General features: G+C 59.5%; 21 protein-coding genes. 18 read left to right on the forward strand and 3 right to left on the reverse strand.

Translation table 11 applies throughout. From position 1 onward, the window contains the following. Window positions 1-6: 6 nt before the first annotated feature. The 3 genes from mraY to murD all read left to right on the forward strand — a co-directional run bounded on the left by mraY (window position 7) and on the right by murD (window position 3,577). A complete protein-coding gene (gene mraY, locus ACJ5NV_RS04120; RefSeq protein ID WP_411642359.1) occupies window positions 7-1,089 on the forward strand; it encodes a phospho-N-acetylmuramoyl-pentapeptide-transferase in 1,083 nt (360 codons plus the stop codon). A 64-nt stretch (window positions 1,090-1,153) separates the two neighbouring features. Continuing rightward, window positions 1,154-1,603, forward strand: coding sequence for a hypothetical protein (locus ACJ5NV_RS04125; RefSeq protein WP_411642360.1), 450 nt, complete (start codon window positions 1,154-1,156; stop codon window positions 1,601-1,603). A gap of 576 nt (window positions 1,604-2,179) precedes the next feature. Beyond that, window positions 2,180-3,577, forward strand: coding sequence for a UDP-N-acetylmuramoyl-L-alanine--D-glutamate ligase (gene murD, locus ACJ5NV_RS04130; protein ID WP_411642361.1), 1,398 nt, complete (start codon window positions 2,180-2,182; stop codon window positions 3,575-3,577). 180 nt (window positions 3,578-3,757) lie between these two features. Here murD and ACJ5NV_RS04135 read toward each other — a convergent pair whose 3' ends face one another. Together ACJ5NV_RS04135 and ACJ5NV_RS04140 are read right to left on the reverse strand one after the other, a co-directional pair. After that, complete coding sequence (locus ACJ5NV_RS04135) at window positions 3,758-5,941, reverse strand: beta strand repeat-containing protein (RefSeq protein WP_411642362.1); 2,184 nt, start codon at window positions 5,939-5,941, stop codon at window positions 3,758-3,760. Between the two features lie 443 nt (window positions 5,942-6,384). Beyond that, window positions 6,385-7,554, reverse strand: a complete 1,170-nt coding sequence (locus ACJ5NV_RS04140) for a BaiN/RdsA family NAD(P)/FAD-dependent oxidoreductase (protein WP_411642363.1) — start codon at window positions 7,552-7,554, stop codon at window positions 6,385-6,387. Between the two features lie 153 nt (window positions 7,555-7,707). On the opposite strand from ACJ5NV_RS04140, the gene ftsW reads away from it, so the two are divergent. The 15 genes from ftsW to recN all read left to right on the forward strand — a co-directional run bounded on the left by ftsW (window position 7,708) and on the right by recN (window position 23,576). Further along, complete coding sequence (gene ftsW, locus ACJ5NV_RS04145) at window positions 7,708-8,877, forward strand: putative lipid II flippase FtsW (RefSeq protein ID WP_411642364.1); 1,170 nt, start codon at window positions 7,708-7,710, stop codon at window positions 8,875-8,877. Continuing rightward, window positions 8,874-9,971 carry a UDP-N-acetylglucosamine--N-acetylmuramyl-(pentapeptide) pyrophosphoryl-undecaprenol N-acetylglucosamine transferase gene (locus ACJ5NV_RS04150; RefSeq protein ID WP_411642365.1) on the forward strand — a complete coding sequence of 366 codons (1,098 nt, stop codon included), beginning with the start codon at window positions 8,874-8,876 and terminating at the stop codon, window positions 9,969-9,971. Before ftsW ends, ACJ5NV_RS04150 begins: the two co-directional genes overlap by 4 nt. A gap of 18 nt (window positions 9,972-9,989) precedes the next feature. After that, the gene (gene murC, locus ACJ5NV_RS04155; RefSeq protein WP_411642561.1) at window positions 9,990-11,387 is read left to right on the forward strand and encodes a UDP-N-acetylmuramate--L-alanine ligase; all 1,398 of its coding nucleotides are present in this window, start codon (window positions 9,990-9,992) and stop codon (window positions 11,385-11,387) included. 4 nt (window positions 11,388-11,391) lie between these two features. Next, window positions 11,392-12,705, forward strand: a complete 1,314-nt coding sequence (locus tag ACJ5NV_RS04160) for a hypothetical protein (RefSeq protein ID WP_411642366.1) — start codon at window positions 11,392-11,394, stop codon at window positions 12,703-12,705. 244 nt (window positions 12,706-12,949) lie between these two features. Next, window positions 12,950-13,198 carry a DUF2484 family protein gene (locus ACJ5NV_RS04165; RefSeq protein WP_411642367.1) on the forward strand — a complete coding sequence of 83 codons (249 nt, stop codon included), beginning with the start codon at window positions 12,950-12,952 and terminating at the stop codon, window positions 13,196-13,198. 4 nt (window positions 13,199-13,202) lie between these two features. Beyond that, entirely contained in the window at window positions 13,203-13,499 is a 297-nt protein-coding gene (locus tag ACJ5NV_RS04170) for a UDP-N-acetylmuramate--alanine ligase (protein WP_411642368.1), read from the forward strand. A gap of 76 nt (window positions 13,500-13,575) precedes the next feature. After that, window positions 13,576-13,866, forward strand: a complete 291-nt coding sequence (locus ACJ5NV_RS04175; RefSeq protein WP_411642369.1) for a hypothetical protein — start codon at window positions 13,576-13,578, stop codon at window positions 13,864-13,866. Beyond that, window positions 13,859-14,794, forward strand: coding sequence for a UDP-N-acetylmuramate dehydrogenase (murB, locus tag ACJ5NV_RS04180; RefSeq protein ID WP_411642370.1), 936 nt, complete (start codon window positions 13,859-13,861; stop codon window positions 14,792-14,794). The genes ACJ5NV_RS04175 and murB overlap by 8 nt, the downstream gene beginning before the upstream one ends. Window positions 14,795-14,881: 87 nt before the next feature. After that, a complete protein-coding gene (locus ACJ5NV_RS04185) occupies window positions 14,882-15,796 on the forward strand; it encodes a D-alanine--D-alanine ligase (RefSeq protein ID WP_411642371.1) in 915 nt (304 codons plus the stop codon). Further along, a complete protein-coding gene (locus ACJ5NV_RS04190; protein WP_411642372.1) occupies window positions 15,784-16,683 on the forward strand; it encodes a cell division protein FtsQ/DivIB in 900 nt (299 codons plus the stop codon). Before ACJ5NV_RS04185 ends, ACJ5NV_RS04190 begins: the two co-directional genes overlap by 13 nt. Further along, the gene (ftsA, locus tag ACJ5NV_RS04195) at window positions 16,683-18,017 is read left to right on the forward strand and encodes a cell division protein FtsA (RefSeq protein ID WP_411642562.1); all 1,335 of its coding nucleotides are present in this window, start codon (window positions 16,683-16,685) and stop codon (window positions 18,015-18,017) included. The genes ACJ5NV_RS04190 and ftsA overlap by 1 nt, the downstream gene beginning before the upstream one ends. A gap of 174 nt (window positions 18,018-18,191) precedes the next feature. Further along, window positions 18,192-19,769 carry a cell division protein FtsZ gene (gene ftsZ, locus ACJ5NV_RS04200; RefSeq protein ID WP_411642373.1) on the forward strand — a complete coding sequence of 526 codons (1,578 nt, stop codon included), beginning with the start codon at window positions 18,192-18,194 and terminating at the stop codon, window positions 19,767-19,769. Between the two features lie 223 nt (window positions 19,770-19,992). Beyond that, window positions 19,993-20,910 carry a UDP-3-O-acyl-N-acetylglucosamine deacetylase gene (gene lpxC, locus ACJ5NV_RS04205; protein WP_411642374.1) on the forward strand — a complete coding sequence of 306 codons (918 nt, stop codon included), beginning with the start codon at window positions 19,993-19,995 and terminating at the stop codon, window positions 20,908-20,910. A 131-nt stretch (window positions 20,911-21,041) separates the two neighbouring features. After that, window positions 21,042-21,890, forward strand: a complete 849-nt coding sequence (locus tag ACJ5NV_RS04210; RefSeq protein ID WP_411642375.1) for an outer membrane protein assembly factor BamD — start codon at window positions 21,042-21,044, stop codon at window positions 21,888-21,890. Window positions 21,891-21,926: 36 nt separating this feature from the next. Then, window positions 21,927-23,576 carry a DNA repair protein RecN gene (gene recN, locus ACJ5NV_RS04215; protein ID WP_411642376.1) on the forward strand — a complete coding sequence of 550 codons (1,650 nt, stop codon included), beginning with the start codon at window positions 21,927-21,929 and terminating at the stop codon, window positions 23,574-23,576. 2 nt (window positions 23,577-23,578) lie between these two features. Here recN and ACJ5NV_RS04220 read toward each other — a convergent pair whose 3' ends face one another. Then, window positions 23,579-24,094, reverse strand: a complete 516-nt coding sequence (locus tag ACJ5NV_RS04220) for a hypothetical protein (protein ID WP_411642377.1) — start codon at window positions 24,092-24,094, stop codon at window positions 23,579-23,581. Window positions 24,095-24,102 lie beyond the last annotated feature (8 nt).

The raw sequence follows: 24,102 nt of genomic DNA on the forward strand, positions 1-24,102 counted from the left end.
AACCCCATGCTCTACTGGCTCACGGCCCTGTCTGACGGCGGCGACTTCTTCAACCTTTTTCGGTACATCACCTTCCGGGCCGGGGGGGCATTCATGACGGCGCTGCTCTTTGGGTTCATGTTCGGACCCCCGCTAATCAACGTGCTGCGGCGGACCCAAGGCAAAGGGCAACCGATCCGGGCCGACGGGCCAGAGGGGCATTTCGCCAAAGCAGGCACACCGACTATGGGCGGGCTTCTGATCGTGGGGGCGGTGACAACATCAACGCTGCTCTGGGCACGGCTGGACAACCCCTTTGTCTGGATGGTGCTGTTCGTGACACTGTCTTACGCGATGATCGGCTTTGCCGACGACTACGCCAAAGTGTCGAAACAGAATACCGCCGGGGTCTCGGGCAAGGTACGGATCCTGCTGGGCATCCTGATCGCGGGTTTCGCAGGCTATTGGGCGGCCATGGCGCACCCAGATGAGCTCAGTAACCAGCTGGCGCTGCCGATCTTCAAAGACACGCTGATCAATCTGGGGATCCTGTTCATCCCCTTTTCCATGGTTGTGATCGTGGGGGCGGCGAATGCGGTGAACCTGACAGACGGGCTGGACGGGCTGGCCATCATGCCGGTGATGATCGCAGCCGGGGCTTTTGGGATCATCGCCTATGCGGTGGGGCGGACCGACTTTACCGAATACCTCGACGTGCACTACGTGCCGCAAACGGGCGAAATCCTGATCTTTTGCGCCGGGCTGATCGGCGGCGGGCTGGGGTTTTTGTGGTATAATGCGCCACCCGCAGCGGTCTTCATGGGGGACACTGGGTCACTGGCACTGGGCGGGGCACTGGGGGCCATCGCTGTCGCCACAAAGCACGAGATCGTGCTGGCCATCGTCGGCGGTCTCTTCGTGGTGGAGGCGCTAAGCGTCATCATTCAGGTTCTCTACTTCAAACGGACCGGCAAGCGGGTCTTCCTGATGGCGCCAATCCACCATCACTATGAAAAGCAAGGCTGGTCCGAACCCCAGATCGTCATCCGGTTCTGGATCATCTCGCTGATCCTCGCGATGATCGGGCTGGCGACACTGAAAGTGCGCTAAAGGGCTTCATCATCTGTTAAAGCCTTCCTCGCTACGCTTCGAACAGTATGGCGGAGGCTGTGTCATGTTGAAGAAACGGTTGGACGAAACGCTCGTAACGCCAAGGTACGAGGATGCGGGGCTGTTCAAATCCGACATTTACAGGTTGCAGGTGGCGCTGCTGCCGGGCGTGCAGCGCAACGCGCGAAACGACTATATCTTCGTGGGGATGATCAATCGGAAATATCAGACACCGGTGCTCTTCGCCGGGCGGAGGGCGTCCTTTGCGGCGGGCGTTGTGGCCATCACCGAAAGAATAAAGGGTGGCACAATGGGCGAACTGGCGGATGAAACCGTGACAACCGTCGCCGGGCGACAGGCATTGGCGCTTCGGATTGACGGGGCATGGCGGCGCTTTGTCAGCGAGGACGCCAGCGGTTTCGCATTGGTCAGATATCAATTCATCGCCGCTGTCTGGGCATTCGGTGCGAGAGGAGACAGCGGCGCGCGTTTCGGCTTGATGCCCGTGCGGTGACAGGCTGCGGGATGTTGCGTCAAAATATGCCCAAACCTCTACCATCGCGCTATAGCGTTCGACTAAGGCGTTTTGGTTTTAACCTGAGACATCACAGATCACCAATTTCGTTTGAGCCGAAGGCGAAAGGCAGCGATTGGTGATTCAGGTATAAATCGAAATGCTTTAGACGCATATCGTCATCTGCCCTAGGGTCGCCCCTGATCGGTGTGGCGACAGTGAAAACCCGGAAATGACGGTCACTCTTTCGCACAACATCAGGGCAGTGCCTGGACCTCGGGGTGGGTGCGAAGCGCCCTCCCCATGGGGGAGGTCCGGGCGCTGCCCGGCGATGCCGGGCGGGAGGCAACGCTTAACCCGACAAATCCTCCGCAAAGGTCCGATGCAAGTCCGACGCTTGTCCGATACGAAATAACCCGCAAATTTACCTGCAATTTCCAGTGTTAACCTTAAATCCAAACGCTCTCCAATCCAGCCCTTTGCGCCGCCCCATCCGTCCCACCGAACGTTGCGCCCTCCCTTGCGCCCGGCGCGTCCAAACGGCACTCTGCGCCAAAGCAAGACAAGGGCAGCATCATGATTCCAGTGCAAGGATACGCAGGCCAGACCGTCGCGGTTCTGGGCCTTGGCCGGACGGGTCGCGCCGCAGCGGCGGCCTTGGCCGCTGGGGGCGCGCAACCGGTGGTGTGGGATGACAGCGTACCCGCCCGCAACACGGCAGAAGCCGAAGGTCTGATCCTCCGCGATCTCACAAAAACCCAATCATACGAAGACGTTGCGGCGCTGATCGTCAGCCCCGGCATCCCGCATCTCTACCCCGCGCCGCACCCCGCCATCGCCGCCGCGTGGGATGCAGGTGTGCCTGTGGACAATGATATCGGGCTGTTTTTTCAGTCTTTCGCAACGACGGAGTGGGCGAATTTTGACACCGCACCACGGGTCATCGCCGTCACCGGCTCCAACGGCAAATCCACCACGGCCGCGCTCATTCACCACATCTTAACCGAAAACGGACGACCTGCGCAGCTCGCGGGCAATATCGGGCGGGGCGTATTGGACATTGATCCGGCCCCGGATGGCGGCGTCGTGGTGCTGGAACTGTCGTCCTACCAAACCGACCTCGCCCGCGCGCTCACCCCGGATGTTGCTGTTTTTACTAATTTTTCTCCCGATCACCTCGACCGGCACGCCGGCCTCGGTGGGTACTTCGCAGCGAAGCGACGGTTGTTTGCCGAAGGCGGGCCAGACCGTGCGATTGTGGGCGTTGATGAGGCCGAGGGTCGATATTTAGCCAATCAGCTAAGCGAAGGGCCGGAGGATGACCGTGTGATCCGTATTTCATCCGGGCAGAAACTGACGCAGGGCTGGACGGTTTTTGCACGCAAAAGCTTCCTGTCCGAATACCGCAAAGGGCGGCAGGTGGGCACCATAGATTTGCGCAAAATCAAGGGTTTACCGGGGGGGCATAACCATCAAAACGCCTGCGCGGCCTATGCTGCGTGCCGGACGCTGGGGCTGGGGCCCAAGGGGATCGCGGCGGCGATGGAAAGCTATCCGGGGCTGCCGCATCGCAGCCAGATCGTGGCTGAAAAAGACGGGGTGCTCTATGTGAATGACAGCAAGGCCACCAATGTGGACAGCGCCGCCAAAGCCTTGCAAGCATTCAAGAAAATACGCTGGATCTGCGGCGGCTTGCAAAAAGAAGGCGGGCTGGAGGCGCTGCTGCCGCATTTGGATCACGTGGTAAAAGCCTATGTGATCGGGCGCGAGGCGGAGGGGTTTGCGCTGCAACTGACGGGGGCGGAGGCAGAGATCTGCACCACGATGGAGGCGGCGGTGATGCGGGCCGTGGCGGAGGCGCAGGCGGGGGAGGTCGTGCTGCTGGCCCCGGCGGCGGCGTCGTTCGATCAGTATGATAACTTTGAGAAACGCGGCGATGATTTCATGGCGCGGGTGCAGGCCGCACTGGGGTAGGTTAACAGGTTTTATTCGCTGGCTTTTTCACCCTCGAAACTGCGTCGGACAAACGTCGGACTTCTATCGGACTGGTTTTGGCGACGTGCTCGATTAACGCTGCGTGCGGTGGGACTGTTCATAGCGCGTTAAGGTTTGAGGTTTGGGGAAGGGGGCGGACCCCTTCCCATATCCTTCTGCTCAGAACGTAACGCTGACGTTCAGTGCGGCGGACAGTGTGTCTTCTTCGCCGTCAGCGATGCCATATTCGACATCCCCCGTCAGCCGCAGCCTGTCGTTTTGCACGTATATGGCGCGGGCACCGATAAAGCCGCCCAGTACGGGATCGCTGTCAACGTCAAAGCTTTGGCTGACGCCATCAAGGGTGATGGTGACGTCATCCCCGCCGCTGACCCTGCTGTTGAGCCCAAGACGGTAGCCCGTTTCAAGACCTCCGATGCGCGCCACAGTCTCAAGCTGGGCGCGGGCGCTGAGGGTTGAGGCGGTCCGGCTGTCCACCGCAAGATTGGCGTTCGTTGTGCCGGTTTCCGTGTAATCATCATAAGATACAACGGTGTATGCTGCGCTGACCGAAGGTTGCATTTGCAGTGTGCCCAAGGTGAGGCCGCCGCCGCCGGTCACTTGCATGCCGGCGCTGACAAAGCGGCCGTCGATAGTGGCATTTGCGACCTCGGTGCCCGCAATGCTATTGATCACGACGCGATCACTGTCATGGCGTTCAATCCCGGCGAGCAGGCTGGCTGTGATCTGTGCCGCACCCAGAGATGTGCCAAGATAGGTCCCGGCAAAGGCGCTTTCCGTTGCAATGTCAGCCGTGTCGATATCCGTGGCGATAGTGCCGGTCGACATACCGCCGACAAACCCCATGCGTTTGGCTCCCAGATCGGTCCTATAGCCTGCCATCAGCCCCGCGTAATCGTGACCGTAGGCCAATGTTGGGCCATCATCGCCACGGTTCCGTGCGCCACCAAACAGGCTGACCCAGGCCCCTGTTTGATCGCCTTGTGGCGGGATGCTGCGATGCGCACTATCGGCCGCCAAAGCGCTGGCGTCACGCAGCGCTGCAAACCCTGTGGCATCAATCGCCATGATCACTTTTGCGCTGCCATCATTTATTACAAAGACCGGACGGTCATTGCCGCTGATGCTAATCGTTTCGACGTTCATCAACCTGAGCATAGATGAGGCACCGGCAGCGCTATTGTCAAAATTGACCGTATCACTGCCGTCCCCCAGATCGATCGCGCCGATGATGACGGAGCCTTTACCCAAGTTCACCGTTTGCGCGCCACTGCCACCTCTAACAGCCAGAGCATCTTCACCCGTGGCTGACAATACCCCTGTATTGGTCAGGCTGCCGTTGTTTCCCTGCAGCGCGACAGCGTGCGCCCGTTGACCGCGCGTTCTGATGGTTCCGCTGTTGCTATTGGTCGTATTGTCGCCTTGGGAATAGATACCGTAGGAATCCCGGCCCTCTGTTGTAATTGTCCCGCTATTGCTGTTGGTCGTATCGCTTTCACGCGAATGGATGCCATATGCACGGCCGAGTTTTGTTATGATCGTCCCGCTGTTGCTGTTGGTCGCATTGGTGCCAAACGATACAATACCCATGGTCGTGACTGTGATCGTCCCGCTGTTGATATTGGTTGTATTGATGCCTACTGATCGGATACCATCAGCCCCGCGACCCGTTGTTGAGATTGTTCCGCTGTTGCTATTGGTCGCCTTGTCGCCTTCGGAATAGAGCCCATGGGCAAAATTGTTCGTTGTTGTGATGGACCCGCTGTTGCTGTTGGTCGTATTGGTGCCTTGGTGGGAATGGAACCCATAGGCAGTACCGCCCGTTGTTGTGATGGACCCACTGTTGCTGTTGGTCGCGTCGGCGCCTTCTGATCGGATACCAACCGCACTGCCGCCCGTTGTTGAGATTGTCCCGCTGTTGCTATTGGTCGTATTGTCGCCTTGGGAATAGAACCCATCGGCTTCAACGCCCTCTGTTGTGATGGACCCGCTGTTGCTATTGGTGGCATTGTTACCTTGGGAATAGAACCCAGCGGCATCATCGCCCGTTGTGCTGATCGCACCGTCATTAACCACTGCGATATCGTTGCCCGTAGAATTGACGCCCCTTGCAGCGCTCACCGTCAATGCACCGCCCTGTTCAAGGGTCAAGCTGTCGCCGTCATTGTTCAGCTCCACCGTATCGGTCACTTCCTCGCCGTTTTGAATAACGATTGCTTGCTGCGCGCATGCGGGCTGATAGCTGAGGACGCCCAAAAGCATCGCAACCTGCGATACCGCAAGTGATCGCGCGCCCTGTCGCGTGAAAAAGGGCGTATTTGTCGTGTGAACAGGGGGCGTCATGATCTTCCAATCTGTCTTCGTATGAATTGGCTTAAAGCAATTGCATTTTTACGTTTACACGTCCGACCGGGGCTTGGTTTCCGAGTCTGACGCATGGTTGGGGTGTATAAAACTCACCTTCTTTCGGCCTGCTTCCGGTTGTATGCGGGCCGCAGTAAGGTGTTGTTGAAATCATTGAAACTACGTCACAAAAAAGACAGAAACTACATCGTAAGAAGTTTGTCCAGCTGTCAGTGTGGGCAAATAGTGGTCGTTTCGGTGCCGCGGCAGGGTATAGGTTGTGAGGGGTTTTCGGGATGCACGTGATGGCTTTGCGGTGTCTGATTTTATGTGTCTGGAAATGGTGGTTCCGTCGCCGGGCGGGGCGCGTCGGCGGTGCCTAAACTGCAAGCCGTTCGCAGCGTGTCAGGGTCGCAGATGCACCAACGCTCTGCCGTTGGTCCTTACCCCCTGATCGCCGCCCCCGCCGCCCATCCCGACGACCACGCCCACTGAAAATTATACCCGCCCAACCAGCCTGTCACGTCGACGCATTCGCCGATGAAGTAGAGGCCGGGGACCGTCGACTCCATGGTTTTGGAGGAGAGCGCGTCAGTGTCCACGCCGCCGAGCGTGACTTCGGCGGTGCGGTAGCCTTCGCTGCCTGATGGCGTCAGCTCCCAGTTTTCTAGTGCGTCGCAGATGGATTGCAGCGCCGCGTCGCTTTGGTCACCGATATTGCCAGAGAGTGGGAGGGTTTGTTCCAGATGCGCGATCAGCCGCGCGGGCAGGTGCTGGGACAGGATCGTGGTGAAGGATTTGCGCCCGTCGCTTTGCCGTTGTGCTTGCAGTTTGGGCAGCAGCGTGGCCGGGGTCAGGTTGACGCTGATCGCGTCGCCTTCGGTCCAGTAGGACGAGGCTTGCAGTACGGCGGGCCCCGACAGGCCCCGATGGGTGAAAAGCAGGGCTTCGTCAAAGCTGGTCCCGCCTGCGCTGATCCGCGCGGGGGTGCTGACACCTGCGAGCGGTTTGAACCGATCATCCGAGAAGGTCAGCGGCACGAGGCCGGGCCGTGGTGTGATAATGGGCAGGCCGAATTGCTGGGCGATCTGATAGGCCAGCCCGGTCGCCCCCATTTTCGGAATGGATTTGCCCCCGGACGCCACGATGAGGTTGCGCGCGCTGACGGTGGTGTCCCGCCCGTCGCGGGTCAGCGTGGCCCGGAAATGGGTGCCGTCATGGCTGATCTCACTCACTGTGGTTTGCAGCCAAAGCTGTGCGCCGGCGCGCTCCATCTCGGCCCGCAACATGGCGATGATGTCGCGCGCAGAATTGTCGCAAAAGAGCTGCCCCAGCGTTTTTTCGTGCCATTTGATCTGGTGTTGATCCACCAGGCTGATGAAATCCCACTGGGTGTAGCGTTTCAGGGCGGATTTGCAGAAATGCGGGTTCTGGCTGAGGAAATTGCCGGGGCTGGCGTGCAGGTTGGTGAAATTGCAGCGCCCGCCGCCGGAGATGCGGATCTTTTCTCCCGCCGCTTTGGCGTGATCGACGACCAGCACGCCGGGCCCGGCATGGGCCGCAGCCATCATGCCGGCGGCCCCGGCCCCGATAATCAGCGTTTCAATTTTCATGTGCCGCATGTGGCACGGGTTTGCATCAAGATCAAACCGCTGCGCCACATCGGCGCATTTCCCCGGAATTTCGGTGGAAATGTGGCCAAATGCTGTCTATGCTCGCCACAGACCCGGAAAACCGGGCGTGTAGAGGCAGTTTGGCGGTGATCCATGACGGAAATGGTCTATGGTGCGGTCCCGGTTCAATCCGGTGACCCGGTTCTTCCACGTTGGTGGCGGACAATTGATAAATGGAGTCTGTCCTGCATCCTGATCCTGTTGGGGATCGGGTTGTTGTTGGGGCTTGCCTCTTCGCCGCCGCTGGCGGCTAAAAACGGGCTGGAGCCGTTTTATTACGTGACCCGACAGGCCATCTTTGGCGGCGCGGCGATGGTTGCGATGTTCGCTGCGTCGATGATGTCGCCGACGCTGGTGCGCCGCTTGGCTGTGCTGGGCTTTTTGTGTGCGTTTGCGGCCCTTGCGATGCTGCCGGTGCTGGGCACGGATTTCGGCAAAGGGGCGGTGCGCTGGTATTCGCTTGGCTTTGCGTCGGTTCAGCCGTCTGAATTTTTGAAGCCGGGGTTCATCGTGATGACCGCATGGCTGCTGGCCGCCAGTCAGGAGATCGGCGGCCCGCCGGGGAAATCCTATTCCTTTGCCCTGACCCTGACCATCGTGCTGATGCTGGCCTTTCAGCCCGATTTCGGGCAGGCCGCGCTGCTGTTATTTGCATGGGGTGTGATGTATTTCGTGGCTGGTGCCCCGATGACGATCCTGATCGTGCTGGCCGGGCTGGTCGTGTTTGGCGGGACAATTGCCTATTCCAATTCCGAACACTTTGCCCGCCGGATTGACGGGTTTTTGTCGCCGGATGTCGACCCCAATACCCAGCTTGGCTATGCCACCAATGCGATCCGCGAGGGCGGTTTTTTCGGTGTTGGCGTGGGTGAGGGACAGGTGAAATGGTCGCTGCCCGATGCCCATACGGATTTTATCATCGCTGTCGCGGCTGAGGAATACGGGCTGATCTGTGTGCTACTCATTATCGCGCTTTATACAGTGATCGTTGTCCGGTCCCTGCTGCGCTTGATGAAAGAGCGTGATCCGTTTATCCGGCTCGCCGGGACTGGTTTGGCCTGCGCATTCGGCGTGCAGGCCATGATTAATATGGGTGTTGCCGTGCGCCTGTTGCCTGCGAAGGGAATGACATTACCTTTCGTCTCTTATGGCGGATCGTCCCTGATCGCCGGGGGCATTGCCGTGGGCATGCTGCTGGCCTTTACCCGAAGTCGTCCGCAAGGCGAAATGGAGGATATCCTGTTGCGAAGAGCTGATCGATGACTGAACCCCTTTTGGTAATTGCTGCCGGGGGGACCGGCGGCCATATGTTTCCGGCACAGGCACTGGCCGAGGCGATGCTGCTAAAGGGCTGGCGCGTGCGCCTGTCCACCGATGCACGCGGCGCCCGCTACACCAGCGGCTTTCCTGACGCGGTTGAGGTGAATGTTGTGGGCAGTGCGACCTTTGCCCGTGGCGGGCCACTGGCCAAGCTGGCGGTACCTTTTCGCATTCTAGGCGGCACTGTCGCGGCCAAATGGCGGATGCTGCGCGACAGGCCAGCGGTTGTGGTAGGGTTTGGCGGCTATCCTGCCATCCCGGCCATGTCTGCCGCATGGGCGTTGCGCATCCCGCGCATGATCCATGAACAAAACGGTGTGCTGGGCCGTGTGAACCAGCTTTTTGCCAAACGTGTCGATGCAGTCGCCTGCGGCACTTGGCCGACCGCGCTGCCTGCCGGGGTAGAGGGCGTGCATACGGGCAACCCCGTGCGCAGCGCCATTCTGGAACGTCAGGCGGCCCCTTATATTCCGCCGGGCGATTACCCGATGTCGATCCTTGTCATGGGCGGCAGTCAGGGCGCACGGATCCTGTCTGATATTGTTCCCCCGGCCATCGCGGCGCTGCCAGAAGAGATCCGGCGGAACGTCCGCGTCAGCCAGCAGGCACGGCAAGAGGATCTGGAACGTGTCACCGATTACTACGCCAGTGAGCTGATCACGGCAGACGTCGACACATTCTTTGATGATGTCCCAAGCCGGTTGGCCGATGCGCAGCTGGTCATCGCGCGCTCTGGCGCGTCCACCGTGGCCGATGTCAGCGTGGTCGGGCGCCCCGCGCTTTGGGTTCCGCTGGCCAGTGCGATCCGCGATGAGCAGACTGCCAATGCCAGGCAATTGGTCGAGGCGCAGGCGGCGGTGCTGATGACCGAACCGGAATTCGATGTGCCGCAACTGACCCAGAAACTGACAGAGCTTTTGTCGGATGAGCAGGGGATGATGAAAATGGCACAGGCGGCGACCGCCTGCGGCGTGCCGGACGCCACGGATCGGCTTGTGCAGATGGTGGAAAATCTGGCAGAGGCAGGCGGAAAATAAATGGATGGAATCCCGGACATGAATGCAGCGACGAAACTTCCCCTTGATGTGGGTCCGATCCATTTTGTGGGGATTGGCGGCATCGGCATGTCCGGCATCGCCGAGGTGCTGCTGGACCATGGATATCGCGTGCAGGGCTCTGACCTGAAATCGACCAAGATCACCGCCCGGCTGGCGTCACTGGGGGCCACCGTGTTCGAAGGCCAGACAGCGGAAAATCTGGAAGGCGCTGCGGTGATCGTGATTTCCTCGGCCATTAAACCGGGCAACCCTGAACTGGATGCCGCTCGTGCGATGGGCCTGCCAGTCGTGCGCCGGGCCGAGATGCTGGCAGAGCTGATGCGCCTGAAATCCAATGTCGCCGTGGCGGGCACACACGGTAAGACGACGACCACAACCATGGTGGCCGCCCTGCTGGACGAAGGTGGCATCGACCCGACCGTGATCAACGGGGGCATCATTCACGCCTATGGATCGAATGCCCGCATGGGGCAGGGCGAATGGATGGTGGTTGAAGCGGATGAAAGCGACGGCACCTTTAACCGTCTGCCTGCGACCATCGCCATCGTAACCAATATCGACCCTGAACATATGGATCACTGGGGCACCATCGAAAACCTGCGCAAGGGATTTTATGATTTCGTGTCCAACATCCCGTTTTACGGTCTTGCGGTCTGCTGCACGGATAATGCCGAAGTGCAGGCGCTGGTTGGCAAGATCACCGACCGCCGGGTGCTGACCTTTGGTTTCAACGCACAGGCCGATGTACGGGCGATCAACCTGACCTATAAGGCCGGGGTCGCCCATTTTGATATCGCGTTGCAGGCCGAGGATGCGCTGATCGAAGGTTGCGCACTGCCGATGCCGGGGGATCACAACGTCTCGAATGCTTTGTCCGCCGTGGCTGTGGCCCGGCATTTGGGCATGAAGAAAGAGCAGATCAAAGCCGCCCTTAAGGGGTTTGGCGGCGTCAACCGTCGCTTTACCAAGGTGGGTGAGGTTGATGGGGTGGCGATCATTGATGATTACGGCCACCACCCGGTGGAAATCGCCGCCGTGCTGAAAGCCGCCCGCCAAGCGAGCGAGGGCCGGGTGATCGCCGTGCACCAGCCTCACCGTTACAGCCGCCTGTCACATCATTTCGACGAATTCTGCGCCTGTTTCAACGATGCGGATGTTGTCGGGATCGCTGATGTATTTGCGGCCGGCGAAGACCCAATCCCCGGCGCATCCCGCGATGATCTGGTGGCCGGTCTGATCCGGCACGGGCATCGGCACGCGCGGGCTGTGAACTCTGAAGAAGACCTCGCGCGGCTGGTGCGCGAGCAGGCCGTATCGGGGGATATTGTGGTATGCTTGGGGGCCGGGACGATCAGCGCCTGGGCAAACGGACTGCCGGACCGGTTGAAAGGGTAAAGCAATGGATATCGCCGAGGTTCAGAATGAAAAGAGCCTGCGGCGGTATCTGGAAGGCTTGCCGGAGGGTGAGCAGCGCGAGGTTGCGCAGCGGTTGGCGTTTCGTGCGGCGGCGCGCGTGCTGCCTTTTGTAGCACTATACGCAGGACGGCTGACTGGCGATCATCAACGCGACGACTATGTTTTGCTGGCATTTATTTCCGTTGGAATAGCGGGGTGCCGCGCTTCTGGCGTTGCAGCGTCTTATGTGCCGGAAATTGCGCCATTTGTCTCGCGTACAGCACAAGCTGTTGCTACATTTAATGGCGATCTTGCAGGTTCCGACGCCGGACTGATTTGTGTGGCTGATGCGCTGAATGCTATTGGCTTTGCCGCTTATAATGAAACTGATTATGAGACAGCTGCTCGGATCATCAATGGAGCACTCAACGCCACATCTATCGCCCCTGTTGGTGCTGCGGCCTCTGCGCAAGCGACAAGACATCTTTGGCCGTCTGTTAAAGACGATTTGGTTGCACGTAGCCGACAACCGCTCTGGCTGAATGCGGATATCCAACGGGTACATCAGGATGCGTGGCAGAATAGCAAATCTGGTCTGGTGCAAGAAAGCGGCGCAGACTGGAGCTTCTGGATCGCGTGGTATGAGCGGGCACTGGCCGGGCGGGATACGTTGCCCCATGAACTCGCCCCGATCTTCAACAAGCTGACCGAAGAAGACTGGGAAAAAGGCCCCGCCTATATCAACCCGATGTTTGACGAAGTGCTGGCGCTGTATCGGGCGGAGGATGCTAGTGTGCCTGACCTTGCGTTGCGCACTCCCGGTACACCTGAGCAGATAGCCCGCACGAAGACCGCGATGGAAACCCATCGCCGTGAATTGCCTGCGAATTGCGATGCCATCCTTAGCTACATCACGCTGGAAATCGAACGTTTGCAAAGCCGCAATTATCGCGATGATGCAGAGATGGAAGAGACGAAGCGGCAGATCACTGTGCTTACAACGTTGCATCAGGCGATGTCGCGACTGGCGACCCTCATCCCCGCAACAGACGACATGGCACAGGCGGACGCTGTCGAGGCGGAGGGGCTCGTGCGACTATACGCCGGAAAATTCCAGGAATGGCCGCGTGCGAATGCGGATGAGATGGTGGACAACACGTGTCGGTTTGCGCTGGTCGGGCTGACCGCCATGATGCTGCCGATGGTTGGTGTCAGCGCCACAGTTGCCACAATCGCAGGTGCAGCCTTTTTCGGTGGTGAACGCATTCTTAAAAACATCAATTCAGCGAAAGACGCGTTCAAGCCTGGCGATGCGTGAATCCATGCGGCTGTGCCGGTATATTGTCCTGTCCGGCGGTAACGCCGGGCAGTGCCCGGGTCGGGGCTACGCCCGTTTGAACCTGAAATGATCCCCCGGATCATTTCCAAGACGCTTCGCACCCACCCCGAGGTCCGGGCGCTGCCCTCGGTTTGATCATCTGCACTTGCGCATTCTGATTTCTCGCTTACGAATTCACCATGCTGTTCTCTATCCTCAAGTCCTTGTCACAGGCCCGCTGCCGATGAACCCGCAGCTTTGGGCCATATGTCTCTGGATTGGCGTGGCTTTTGTCATGGCGATGATCCCATCAAGCGACAATCATTGGCGTCGCGCCTATGTGCTGATGGCGGTGGGTGCGCCGATGTTGATTTGGGTCGTTTGGACGGGTGGCATGCTTTACGGGCTGATTTTTCTGGTTGCTGCTGCCTCGGTCCTGCGCTGGCCGCTTTATCATCTGTATCTCTGGCTGCGCCGGAAGGCTGGGGTTTAGCGGCATGGGTGGCGTTTTCGTTCTTGGGGCGATGTTGACGGCGGCCTGCGTGAGCTTTGTTTTATTGCTCCGTTTGATGCGCGGCGGGCAGGATGGGTGGGCGTTGACCGTCATGGCGGTGCTGGGCGGGGTGTTTACAGTTCTTCTCTATGCCAGCGGGCGGCCCTTTGGGATTGATCCGGTGTTTGCCATGTCGGTGGCGCTGTTGGGCGTTTTGCCTGCGTTCTTGGGCGGTGGGGCCGGGACGTTTCTGGGCTGGCTCTTACGGCGGCGGGATGATGTCAGGTTCAGGGGGAAGTAGTCTTCGCAGAAAAATATTGAACGAAGTTCATAACTCATATAATAATTGAACAACGTTCAAAAAATGGAGACGAATCATGTTGTTTGAAAATCTTATGGCCTTTCTGGTGCCTGCGATCGCCTTCCTGATCACTGGCGCAATTGCCTATTTTTCAGGCCGGGCGCGCAGTGCATCCGCATTGATCGGGACAGGGCTGCTTTGGGCAGGCTTTACAGTATGGATGATTTTTGGGATGCAGCAGTCCTCTGGCTGGGACGGGCTCGGCTATCTGATTGCGCTTTTGTTCCTCAGCGCACCTGCGGGCGTCGGATTTGGCCTTGGCGGTCTGGTCGGATGGCTGCGCGGCAGAAAGGATATACATGCTTGATCTTCCCGCCGTGCGCGGCACCCTGACAACCAAGCGATCATTGGCAGAGCTGACCTGGATGCGGGTCGGCGGCCCGGCGGATGTGCTGTTTCAGCCTGCGGATCAAGACGATCTGGCCACGTTCCTTGCTGCGCTGGACCCTGCGGTGCCGGTCTTTCCCATGGGGGTGGGTAGCAATCTGATTGTGCGCGATGGCGGGATCAGCGGTGTGGTGATCCGGCTGGGGCGCGGGTTTAACGGGATCGAGATCGGCGCGGATGGGGTCCATGCCGGGGCGGCGGCGCTGGATGCCCATGTGGCGCGCAAGGCGGCAGGGGCGGGCTATGATCTGACATTTCTGCGCACGATCCCCGGAACCATCGGCGGGGCGGTGCGGATGAACGCAGGCTGCTACGGCACCTATGTGGCCGATGTCTTGACATCGGTAACCGTCATCCAGCGCGACGGAACGGTAGCGGTTCTGGAGGCCGATGCGCTGAAACTCGCCTATCGAAACAGCGTGTTACCCGACGGGGCGGTGATCGTGCAGGCGACATTCAACGCCCCTGCAGGTGATCCGGATGCTTTGGTACAGCGCATGGACGATCAGCTGGCCAAGCGCAACGAAACGCAACCGACCAAGGACCGCACTGCCGGTTCTACCTTTCGCAATCCGGCCGGATTTTCGTCCACCGGCCGCGCTGATGATGTGCATGATCTGAAGGCGTGGAAGGTGATTGATAACGCCGAAATGCGCGGTGCGACGCTGGGCGGCGCGGTCATGAATACCAAACATTCCAATTTCCTGACCAATGCGGGCGACGCGACCGCCGCCGATCTGGAGGATTTGGGCGAGCTGGTGCGGAAAAAGGTTTACGATTCGCAAGGCATTACGCTAGAGTGGGAAATTATGCGGGTCGGCAACCGGACAGGTGAAGGCACCGCGTAAAAAACGGCCAGAAAGGCCACGACCCTCAGGCAAGGGTCACCAGATAAACGACAGGTCGCAAAAGACCTGCGAACGAGGCGGTAGGGTATGTCGAGCAGGGCAAACCCGAAAGTTGTAGTCCTGATGGGCGGTCTGTCGGCGGAACGTGACGTTTCGCTGAGCACAGGTCGCGAATGTGCGGCAGCTTTGCGGGAAGCGGAATGTGAAGTGATCGAGCTTGACGCGGGTCTTGATGTGGCCGCGCGGCTGATCGAAATTGCGCCTGATGTTGTGTTCAATGCTTTGCATGGTCCCGGCGGTGAAGACGGCACCATTCAAGGTGTGCTTGAATGGCTGAAAATCCCGTATACCCATTCCGGCATTCTGGCGTCTGCATTGGCGCTTGATAAGGAACGCACCAAGGATCTTTATCGCAAGGAAGGTCTGCCTGTCGCCGACAGCATGCTGGCTGCCGCCGATGATGTGCGCGCGGCCCACGTCATGCCCCCCCCATATGTGGTGAAGCCTTATAATGAAGGCTCCAGCGTAGGAATTTACATCGTCCCTGAAGGTGCGAACAGCCCGCCGCAACTGGCCGCCGACATGCCGGATCAGGTTATGGTCGAGGCTTACGTGCCAGGGCGTGAACTGACTGTTACTGTCTTGGGCGACCGTGCGCTGAGCGTCACCGATATCATCACCGATGGCTGGTATGATTTTGATGCCAAATACAAACCCGGCGGCTCGCGCCATGTGGTGCCGGCGGATGTCCCTGCCGAGATTTTCGATGCCTGTATGGATTACGCCCTGCGCGCCCATCGCGCGTTGGGATGCCGCGGTATCTCTCGCACCGATTTCCGCTGGGACATGTCCCGCGGTCTGGACGGGCTGATCCTGCTTGAAACCAATACCCAGCCCGGGATGACGCCCACATCACTCACCCCTGAACAGGCGGCACATGTGGGCGTCAGCTTTCCCGAACTTTGTCGCTGGCTGGTCGAGGATGCGTCATGCGCGCGCTGACTGCCTCTCGTCGTGCCGCACAGGCGCAGCGCGATCCTGCTCCCTCGCGGCTGGGCTATCGCTATCAGCGGCTAATGCTGACGCCGGGCTTTCGCGCGCTTGTCCGGACAGGTGTTCCGGTCATGCTGATCGGGATCATCGTGGCGAACTGGTTTTCACATGTGGAAAACCGGCAGATGCTGCAGGACCGTATCGCGCAGGCGAAAGAGACGTTTCAGACGCGCCCGCAATTCATGGTGCAATCCATGCAGATCACCGGGGCCGAGGCTGAACTGCAAGCGCAGGTCGCAGCACTTTTGCCGGTGGTGTTTCCCGTGTCATCTTTCGATCTGGACCTTGAAGCGATGCGCCGTACGGTCGAGGCGTTGGATGCCGTGCGCGCCGCCCGTGTGCGTATGGGCGAGGGCAGCGCTCTGGAAGTGGTGATCGACCCGCGTGTGCCTGCCGCCCTTTGGCGTGACAGTGGGACGCTGCGCTTGATTGATGCAAGCGGCGTGCAGTCTGGCACGATTGCCACCCGTGCCGCCCGGCTGGATCTGCCACTGATCGCAGGTGACGGCGCTGAACAGCATATTCAGGAAGCTTTGGCGCTTTATGCCGGTGCCGGGCCGCTGCGCGACCGGGTACGCGGGCTTGTCCGTATGGGCGAGCGCCGCTGGGATATCGTGCTGGACCGCGATCAGCGTATCTTGCTGCCGGCCGAGGGCGCGGTCGCCGCGCTGGATCGGATTATCGCGTTGAACACTGCACAGGACATGCTGGAACGCGATGTGGCGATTGTTGATATGCGCAACGCCCAACGCCCGACCCTGCGGATGAACGAAGAGGCGGCGATGGCGATGCACCGGGCCGAAGAAATAACAATAAATAATGGGGCAGATGAATGATGGGCGATCTTTACGACAGTCAGCGGGCGATGCGCCAGATGCGCAAGGCGGCGATGCAGCGCGGTGTTGTGGCTATCCTGGATGTGGGGACCTCAAAGATCGCCTGCCTTGTGTTGCGTTTTGACGGGCCGGAGCAGTTTCGCAGCGTTGATGGTGTTGGCTCTATGGCGGGGCAGTCGCAGTTTCGGGTGATTGGTGCTGCAACAACCCGGTCGCGTGGTGTTCGCTTTGGTGAAGTCGATGCGATGCAGGAAACGGAACGCGCGATCCGTACGGCTGTGCAGGCGGCGCAGAAAATGGCCAATGTGCGTGTAGACCATGTGATCGCGTGTTTGTCTGGTGCGCGACCCCGGTCCTATGGTCTGGATGGGGCCATTGATGTGCATGGTGGCATGGTGACCGAGCAGGATATCAGCCAGGTGATGGCGGCTTGCGATGTGCCCGACTATGGACATGACCGCGAAGTGCTGCACGCGCAGCCAGTGAATTTCGCCCTTGATCACCGCAGCGGGCTGGCTGATCCGCGTGGGCAGATCGGCAACCGCCTGACCACGGATATGCATATGCTGACCGTGGATGCCACCGCAATCCAGAACCTGTTTTATTGTATCAAGCGCTGCGATCTTGAACTGGCGGGTCTTGCATCGTCGGCCTATGTCTCGGGCATGTCGTCGCTGGTCGAGGACGAGCAAGAGTTGGGCGCGGCCTGTATTGATCTGGGTGGCGGGTCCACCGGCGTGTCGATCTTTATGAAAAAGCACATGATCTATGCTGATACGGTGCGTATGGGCGGCGACCACGTGACCAGCGATATCTCGATGGGTTTGCAAATCCCCGGTACCACCGCTGAGCGGATCAAGACATTCTACGGCGGCGTTGTCGCCACCGGCATGGATGACCGCGAGATGATCGAGATTGGCGGCGATACTGGTGACTGGGAACATGACCGGCGCACGGTCAGCCGGGCCGAACTGATCGGGATCATGCGCCCCCGCGTCGAGGAAATCCTCGAAGAGGTCCGCGCGCGGCTGGATGCGGCCGGGTTTGAACATTTGCCCAGCCAGCAAATCGTGCTGACAGGTGGCGGCAGCCAGATCCCCGGACTGGATGGGTTGGCAAGCAAGATCCTTGGGCAACAGGTGCGCCTTGGTCGCCCCTTGCGGGTGCAGGGGTTGCCGCAGGCGGCCATCGGTCCGGCGTTTTCCAGCGCTGTGGGTCTGACTCTCTTTGCGGCGAACCCGCAGGATGAATGGTGGGACTTCGAAATCCCCGCCGACAGATACCCGGCGCGTTCCCTGAAAAGGGCTGTTAAATGGTTTAAAGACAACTGGTAATGCGCAATATCTTGCCGATAGACCGAAATCCGGCGGAGTACGCTGAAAATCCTGCAATATTTGGTGGGATTTTTGTGTTTTTGACGTGACCTTTCGGCATCACCCGGTTAAGATTGCCCTAATAACCAGCAGGCGCCCGCAGGCACGGGCATATAAAAACAGGCGGATCGAGTTATGACATTGAATCTCTCCCTTCCGGGGCATGAAGAGTTGAAGCCACGTATCACCGTATTCGGTGTGGGTGGTGCGGGCGGCAACGCGGTTAACAACATGATCGAGAAAGAGCTCGACGGGACCGAATTTGTCGTAGCGAACACAGACGCGCAGGCGTTGCAGCAATCGCGGGCAGGGGCCAAGATCCAGATGGGTCTGAAAGTCACCGAAGGTCTGGGCGCAGGCGCGCGGGCAACCGTGGGTGCAGCCGCTGCCGAAGAAAGCATTGAACAGATCGTGGATCATCTGGCAGGGGCGCATATGTGCTTTATCACTGCCGGGATGGGGGGCGGCACCGGGACGGGTGCGGCACCGATCATCGCGCAGGCGGCCCGTGAACTGGGTGTGCTGACTGTTGGTGTTGTGACCAAGCCCTTCCAGTTCGAGGGTGCAAAGCGGATGAAGCAGGCCGAAGACGGGGTTGAGGCCCTGCAAAAGGTCGTTGATACGCTGATCATCATTCCAAACCAGAACCTGTTCCGTCTGGCCAACGAAAACACGACATTTACCGAAGCCTTCGCGCTGGCGGATGATGTTCTGTACCAAGGCGTGAAAGGCGTGACCGATCTGATGGTCCGTCCGGGCCTGATCAACCTCGACTTTGCTGACGTGCGTGCCGTGATGGACGAAATGGGCAAGGCGATGATGGGCACAGGCGAAGCCGAAGGCGAAAACCGCGCCATTCAGGCCGCCGAAAAGGCGATTGCCAACCCGCTGCTGGACGAAATCTCGCTCGAAGGTGCGCGCGGCGTACTGATCAACATCACCGGCGGCTACGATCTGACCCTGTTCGAACTGGACGAGGCCGCGAACAAGATCCGCGAAAAGGTCGATGGCGAAGCGAATATCATCGTGGGCTCCACGCTGGATACCAGCATGGAAGGCCGGATGCGCGTTTCTGTCGTGGCCACGGGCATTGATGCAACTGCACGTGCCGAAACACCGGTACCGCGCCGCTCTATGGCAGCCCCGATGTCGCAGCCTGTTGCAATTGAAGCTCCTGCGCAGGAGGCGCCGGTACAGGAACAGCCTTCCTTTGCTGAGCTGGAAGCGCCCGCACCACAGCCAGAGCCTGTGCAACCCGCAGCGTTCCAACCGCAGCCGGAACCCCAGCCTGCGCCCGCGCCAAAGGCCGTCGATGATTTGCCACCCCCGGCCTATCAGCCACGCCCTGCCGCACAGCTGAGCGAAGCAGAAACATTTGTCGCCCCACGGTCGGCCACACCCGGCACGCCGTCGGCTGAAGCGATGGCACGTTTGCAGGCAGCAGTCAGCCGCGCCCCTGCGCAGGCGGGTCAACAGCGTACAGCCGCCGCTGCGCCACAGCAGCAGCAACCGGCCGCACATGATGATGCAGAGAAACCCCGTTTCGGTATCAACTCTCTCATCAACCGGATGACTGGTGCACAGGCAGAAGCCGCCCAGCAGCCACCCGCCCGGCAGCAGCCGCAGGTGACCGCGCTGCACCGTGAGCCTGAGACAAACGAAGATCAGGATCGAATCGAAATTCCGGCCTTCCTGCGTCGTCAGGCGAATTAATCGCGGGGATTTGCCCGGAAATATTTCGGGTTGAAATGATTGGAAGGGCCGCCGTTCGGTGGCCTTTTCCTTTTTACAACAGCGCCTTAAAATCTGCGACTTTTTCGTGTTGCAATAAAACCGACCGATGTTTCAGACCGTTGTAAAGAGTGAGTTGTCGCCATGGCATAACCTCACTAATTCATTAAGAACGCTGTTAATGCGTCAAAAGGACAGGCCACTCTTGCAGACCACACTGAAAACTAAAGTCGTATTTGACGGGACAGGGTTACACTCTGGCATGCCTGTCCGTGTGGTATTGCATCCTGCTGCGGCCAATGCAGGGATCTCGTTTCGGCGGGTCGATCTGTCTGGCATGCCCGTGCTGGCGGCGCGCTGGGATCAGGTGGTTGTATCGCCGCTGAACACGCGGCTGATCAATGCGGATGGCGTTACAGTTTCAACGATTGAACATCTGATGGCAGCCCTTGCCGGCTGCGGCGTGCATAACGTCATGGTTGATATCGACGGGCCCGAAGTGCCAATCCTTGACGGCAGCGCTGCTGCCTTTGTGCGCGGGATCGTACAGGCTGGGCTTCGCCCGCTTTTGGCGCCGCTGCATGCGATTGAGGTTCTGAAAGATGTCGAAGTCAGCGATGGAGCTGCTCGCGCGCGTCTGTCGCCCGCAACTTCTTTACAGATCGATTTTTCGATCAATTTCGTTGATGCCGCGATTGGCCAACAGCAAAAGACCCTGAACATGGCCAATGGCGCCTTTGTCCGGGAACTTTGCGATAGCCGTACCTTCTGCCGTTCGGCGGATGTTGACATGATGCGCGCCAACGGGCTGGCATTGGGTGGAACCGTTGAAAACGCGGTGGTCGTGGATGGCGATCAGGTGCTGACCCCCGGCGGGCTGCGCCACGCCGATGAGGCCGTGCGCCACAAGATGCTGGATGCGCTGGGTGATCTTTATACTGCGGGCGCGCCGATCCTCGCTCGCTATACTGGCCAGCGTGCCGGGCACGCGATCACCAACCGTTTGCTGCACGCTTTGTTTGATCAGCCGGATGCTTGGCGTTGGGTGAATTGTGACGCCAAAGTCGCCGCGCGCTTGCCCGGTGTCGGTGTCAGCATGGCCGATTTGCACGCTGTCGCCTGACCCACATCCCGCGCACAGTTGAACGCCTTGTGTTCAAAAGGCATTTTGCCCCGAATTTTTCTATGCTAGACCGATGCGGAATTGGGGAGCATATCCCACTTTGCAGAGCAGTCAGTGTAGGAACCGCAATCATGTCAGGCAGCAGTAACAACAAGCGCCGTGGTCCTGGGCGCTTTGGTGTCGTTCTGGCAGTGATGCTTCTTGCAGCCTGTGGCGGTGAGCGCGCGGATGCGCCGCTGGACGATCTGACCGCCCAACAGATTTTTGCGCGCGGTGAGCGTCAGATCGAACAGGGCGATCCCGATGATGCGGCCTATTCCTTTGGTGAGATTGAGCGGCTTTATCCTTATTCCGAATATGCCGAGCGCGCCCTGATCATGCAGGCTTTTGCCTATCACAGGGCGGGGGATTATCCCAATAGCCGCGCCTCTGCGCAGCGCTATCTGGATTTCTACCCGGCCGAAGATGATGCTGCCTATGCGGCCTATCTGCTGGCGCTGTCTTATTATGATCAGATTGATGAGGTCGGGCGCGATCAAGGGCTGACCTTTCAGGCGCTGCAATCCTTGCGCCGCGTGATCGAACAATATCCGGGTTCCGAATATGCCCGCACCTCTGTCCTGAAATTTGATCTGGCGTTCGACCATCTGGCCGCCAAAGAGATGGAAATCGGGCGTTATTACCTTAAACGCGGGCATTATGCGGCGGCGGTCAACCGGTTCCGCACTGTGGTCGAGGATTTTCAGACCACCACCCACACGGCAGAGGCGCTGCACCGGTTGGTGGAAAGCTATCTGTCACTGGGCTTGCTGGAAGAGGCGCAGACCGCCGGCGCAATCCTTGGGCATAACTACCGCTCGACCGAGTGGTACGATTCCAGCTACGCGCTGCTGACCGGGCGCGGCCTTTCGCCGGATGCGGCGGGGGATAACTGGCTGTCGTCGATCTATCGTCAGGTGGTGCGCGGTGAATGGCTCTGACATTGGCGGGCTGACGCCTGCATTCCGGGGCATGTGATGCTGCGCGGTCTCGATATTCGCGACATGTTGATCATCGACCGGCTGGAACTAAGCTTTCAGCCGGGTCTGAATGTGCTGACCGGGGAAACCGGCGCGGGCAAGTCGATCTTGCTGGATGCGCTTGGCTTCGTGCTGGGCTGGCGGGGCCGGGCAGAGCTGGTGCGCCAAGGGGCCGCCCAGGGTGAGGTGACGGCGTGGTTCGACCTTGCGCCGGGGCATCCGGCCCGCGCGGTGCTGGAAGAGGCCGGGATCACGGCGGACGATGAATTGATCCTACGCCGGGTGAATACCCGAGAGGGGCGCAAGACAGCTTGGGTCAATGACCGGCGGGTCAGTGGCGAGGTGCTGCGCGCCTTGTCCGACACGCTGGTGGAATTACACGGCCAACATGATGACCGGGGTCTGTTGAACCCGCGTGGACATCGGCAAATGCTGGACAGCTATGCAGGGATCGAGGCGGAGCTGCTGCAAGCGCGTGACGCGTGGCGCACCCTTTCCGCCGCACGCAAGACGATGGCAGCCGCAGAGGCGCAGGTCGCCAAAGCCCGCGAAGAAGAAGATTACCTGCGCCATGCGGTGGCCGAGCTGGACAAGCTTGCCCCGGAAGCAGGCGAAGAGGCGACGCTGGACACCCAACGCCGCCTGATGCAAAGCGCCCAAAAGATCCGGTCAGATATTGGCAAAGCCGCCGAGGCGCTTGGCCTGAACGGGGCCGAGGGGATGATCAGCGATGCCTCCCGCTGGCTGATCGGGGTCGCGGATCAGGCCGAAGGACAGCTAGAGGCGCCGCTGGACGCTATCGAACGGATCCAGCTGGCACTGGACGAGGCGCAAAGCGGGGTGGACCGCTGTCTTGAGGCGCTGTCGTTCAACACAAGCGAGCTGGAAGAAGTCGAAGAACGGTTGTTTGCGATCCGTGGGCTGGCCCGCAAGCACGGTGTGCTGGCAGATGATCTGCGGGGGTTCGCCGACGATCTGCGCGCGCGGCTGGATGTGCTGGATAGCAGTGCCGATAAGCTGACCGCGTTGACCCGTGACGTGAAGACTGCCGAAAGTGCATATGATACTGCCGCCGCACGGCTGACAGAACTGCGCAAAACGGCAGCGGGGGCGCTGGACGCGGCCATGGCCGCAGAACTGGCCCCGTTGAAGATGGAGCGCGCAATTTTTGCGACCGAGATCACACCAACCGAACCCGGCCCCGAAGGTCACGACGCAGTGGCGTTTCAGGTGGCCACTAATCCCGGCGCACCGGCAGGGCCGCTGAATAAAATCGCCTCTGGCGGCGAGCTTAGCCGGTTCCTACTGGCGTTGAAGGTCTGCTTGACCGAGGCAGGCAGCGGGCTGACCATGATCTTTGACGAAATCGACCGTGGCGTTGGCGGGGCGACGGCGGACGCAGTGGGGCGCAGGCTCGCGGCGCTTGCTGCCGAAGGTCAGGTGCTGGTGGTAACGCATTCGCCACAGGTCGCTGCACTGGGTGGGCATCACTGGCGCGTCGAAAAGCAGCAGAGCAGCGATGCGACCCTGTCAACGGTCGTACAATTGGATGCGGATGCGCGGGTGGATGAGATCGCGCGCATGCTGTCCGGTGACAGCATCACCGACGCGGCCCGTGCTGCCGCCAAGGAACTGATCAAAACATAGCATCAGTGATTGCGATTGATGGCCCAGCACCGCTTGATGAAGATCAGCGGCTCTGTGCCGTGATGCACGTCACGTATCGCGCTCAGCACAAGTCTGAGCGTCTGTCGGCGTCGCGCCACAGAAATCACGATCAGAAGGCTTGGGTGTGTGTCCCTGCCATTCGCGGTATCAAGCGGCACGGGCTTGAGCCGTTTTTCATCCGGTAGTTGGGGGGCGCTGCCCACCACCGTTACGACAGCATTACGCCGATATGCGCCATGGGTCAGCGGATCGACCGCCATCACGCTGTTAATAATCTTATCGACATCTTTCGGTGTAGCTTGAATTTCTATTTGAAAGAATCGTTCAATATTTCCGATGCGCGTCGCAAGAAAATAAATGCGATCATAAACCGACCATTTGCGTATTTCGTATTTCATTTCACAGGTATTTACGAGATGACGTGTTTCTGCGGTGGTATTGGCGTACGGTGTAATTCCTGTTGCCGTGAATATCGATTGTGCAAATAAATTAAGCATAATTCCAC

This window comes from Loktanella agnita, from assembly GCF_046640325.1.
In the GTDB taxonomy this organism is placed as follows: domain Bacteria; phylum Pseudomonadota; class Alphaproteobacteria; order Rhodobacterales; family Rhodobacteraceae; genus Yoonia; species Yoonia agnita.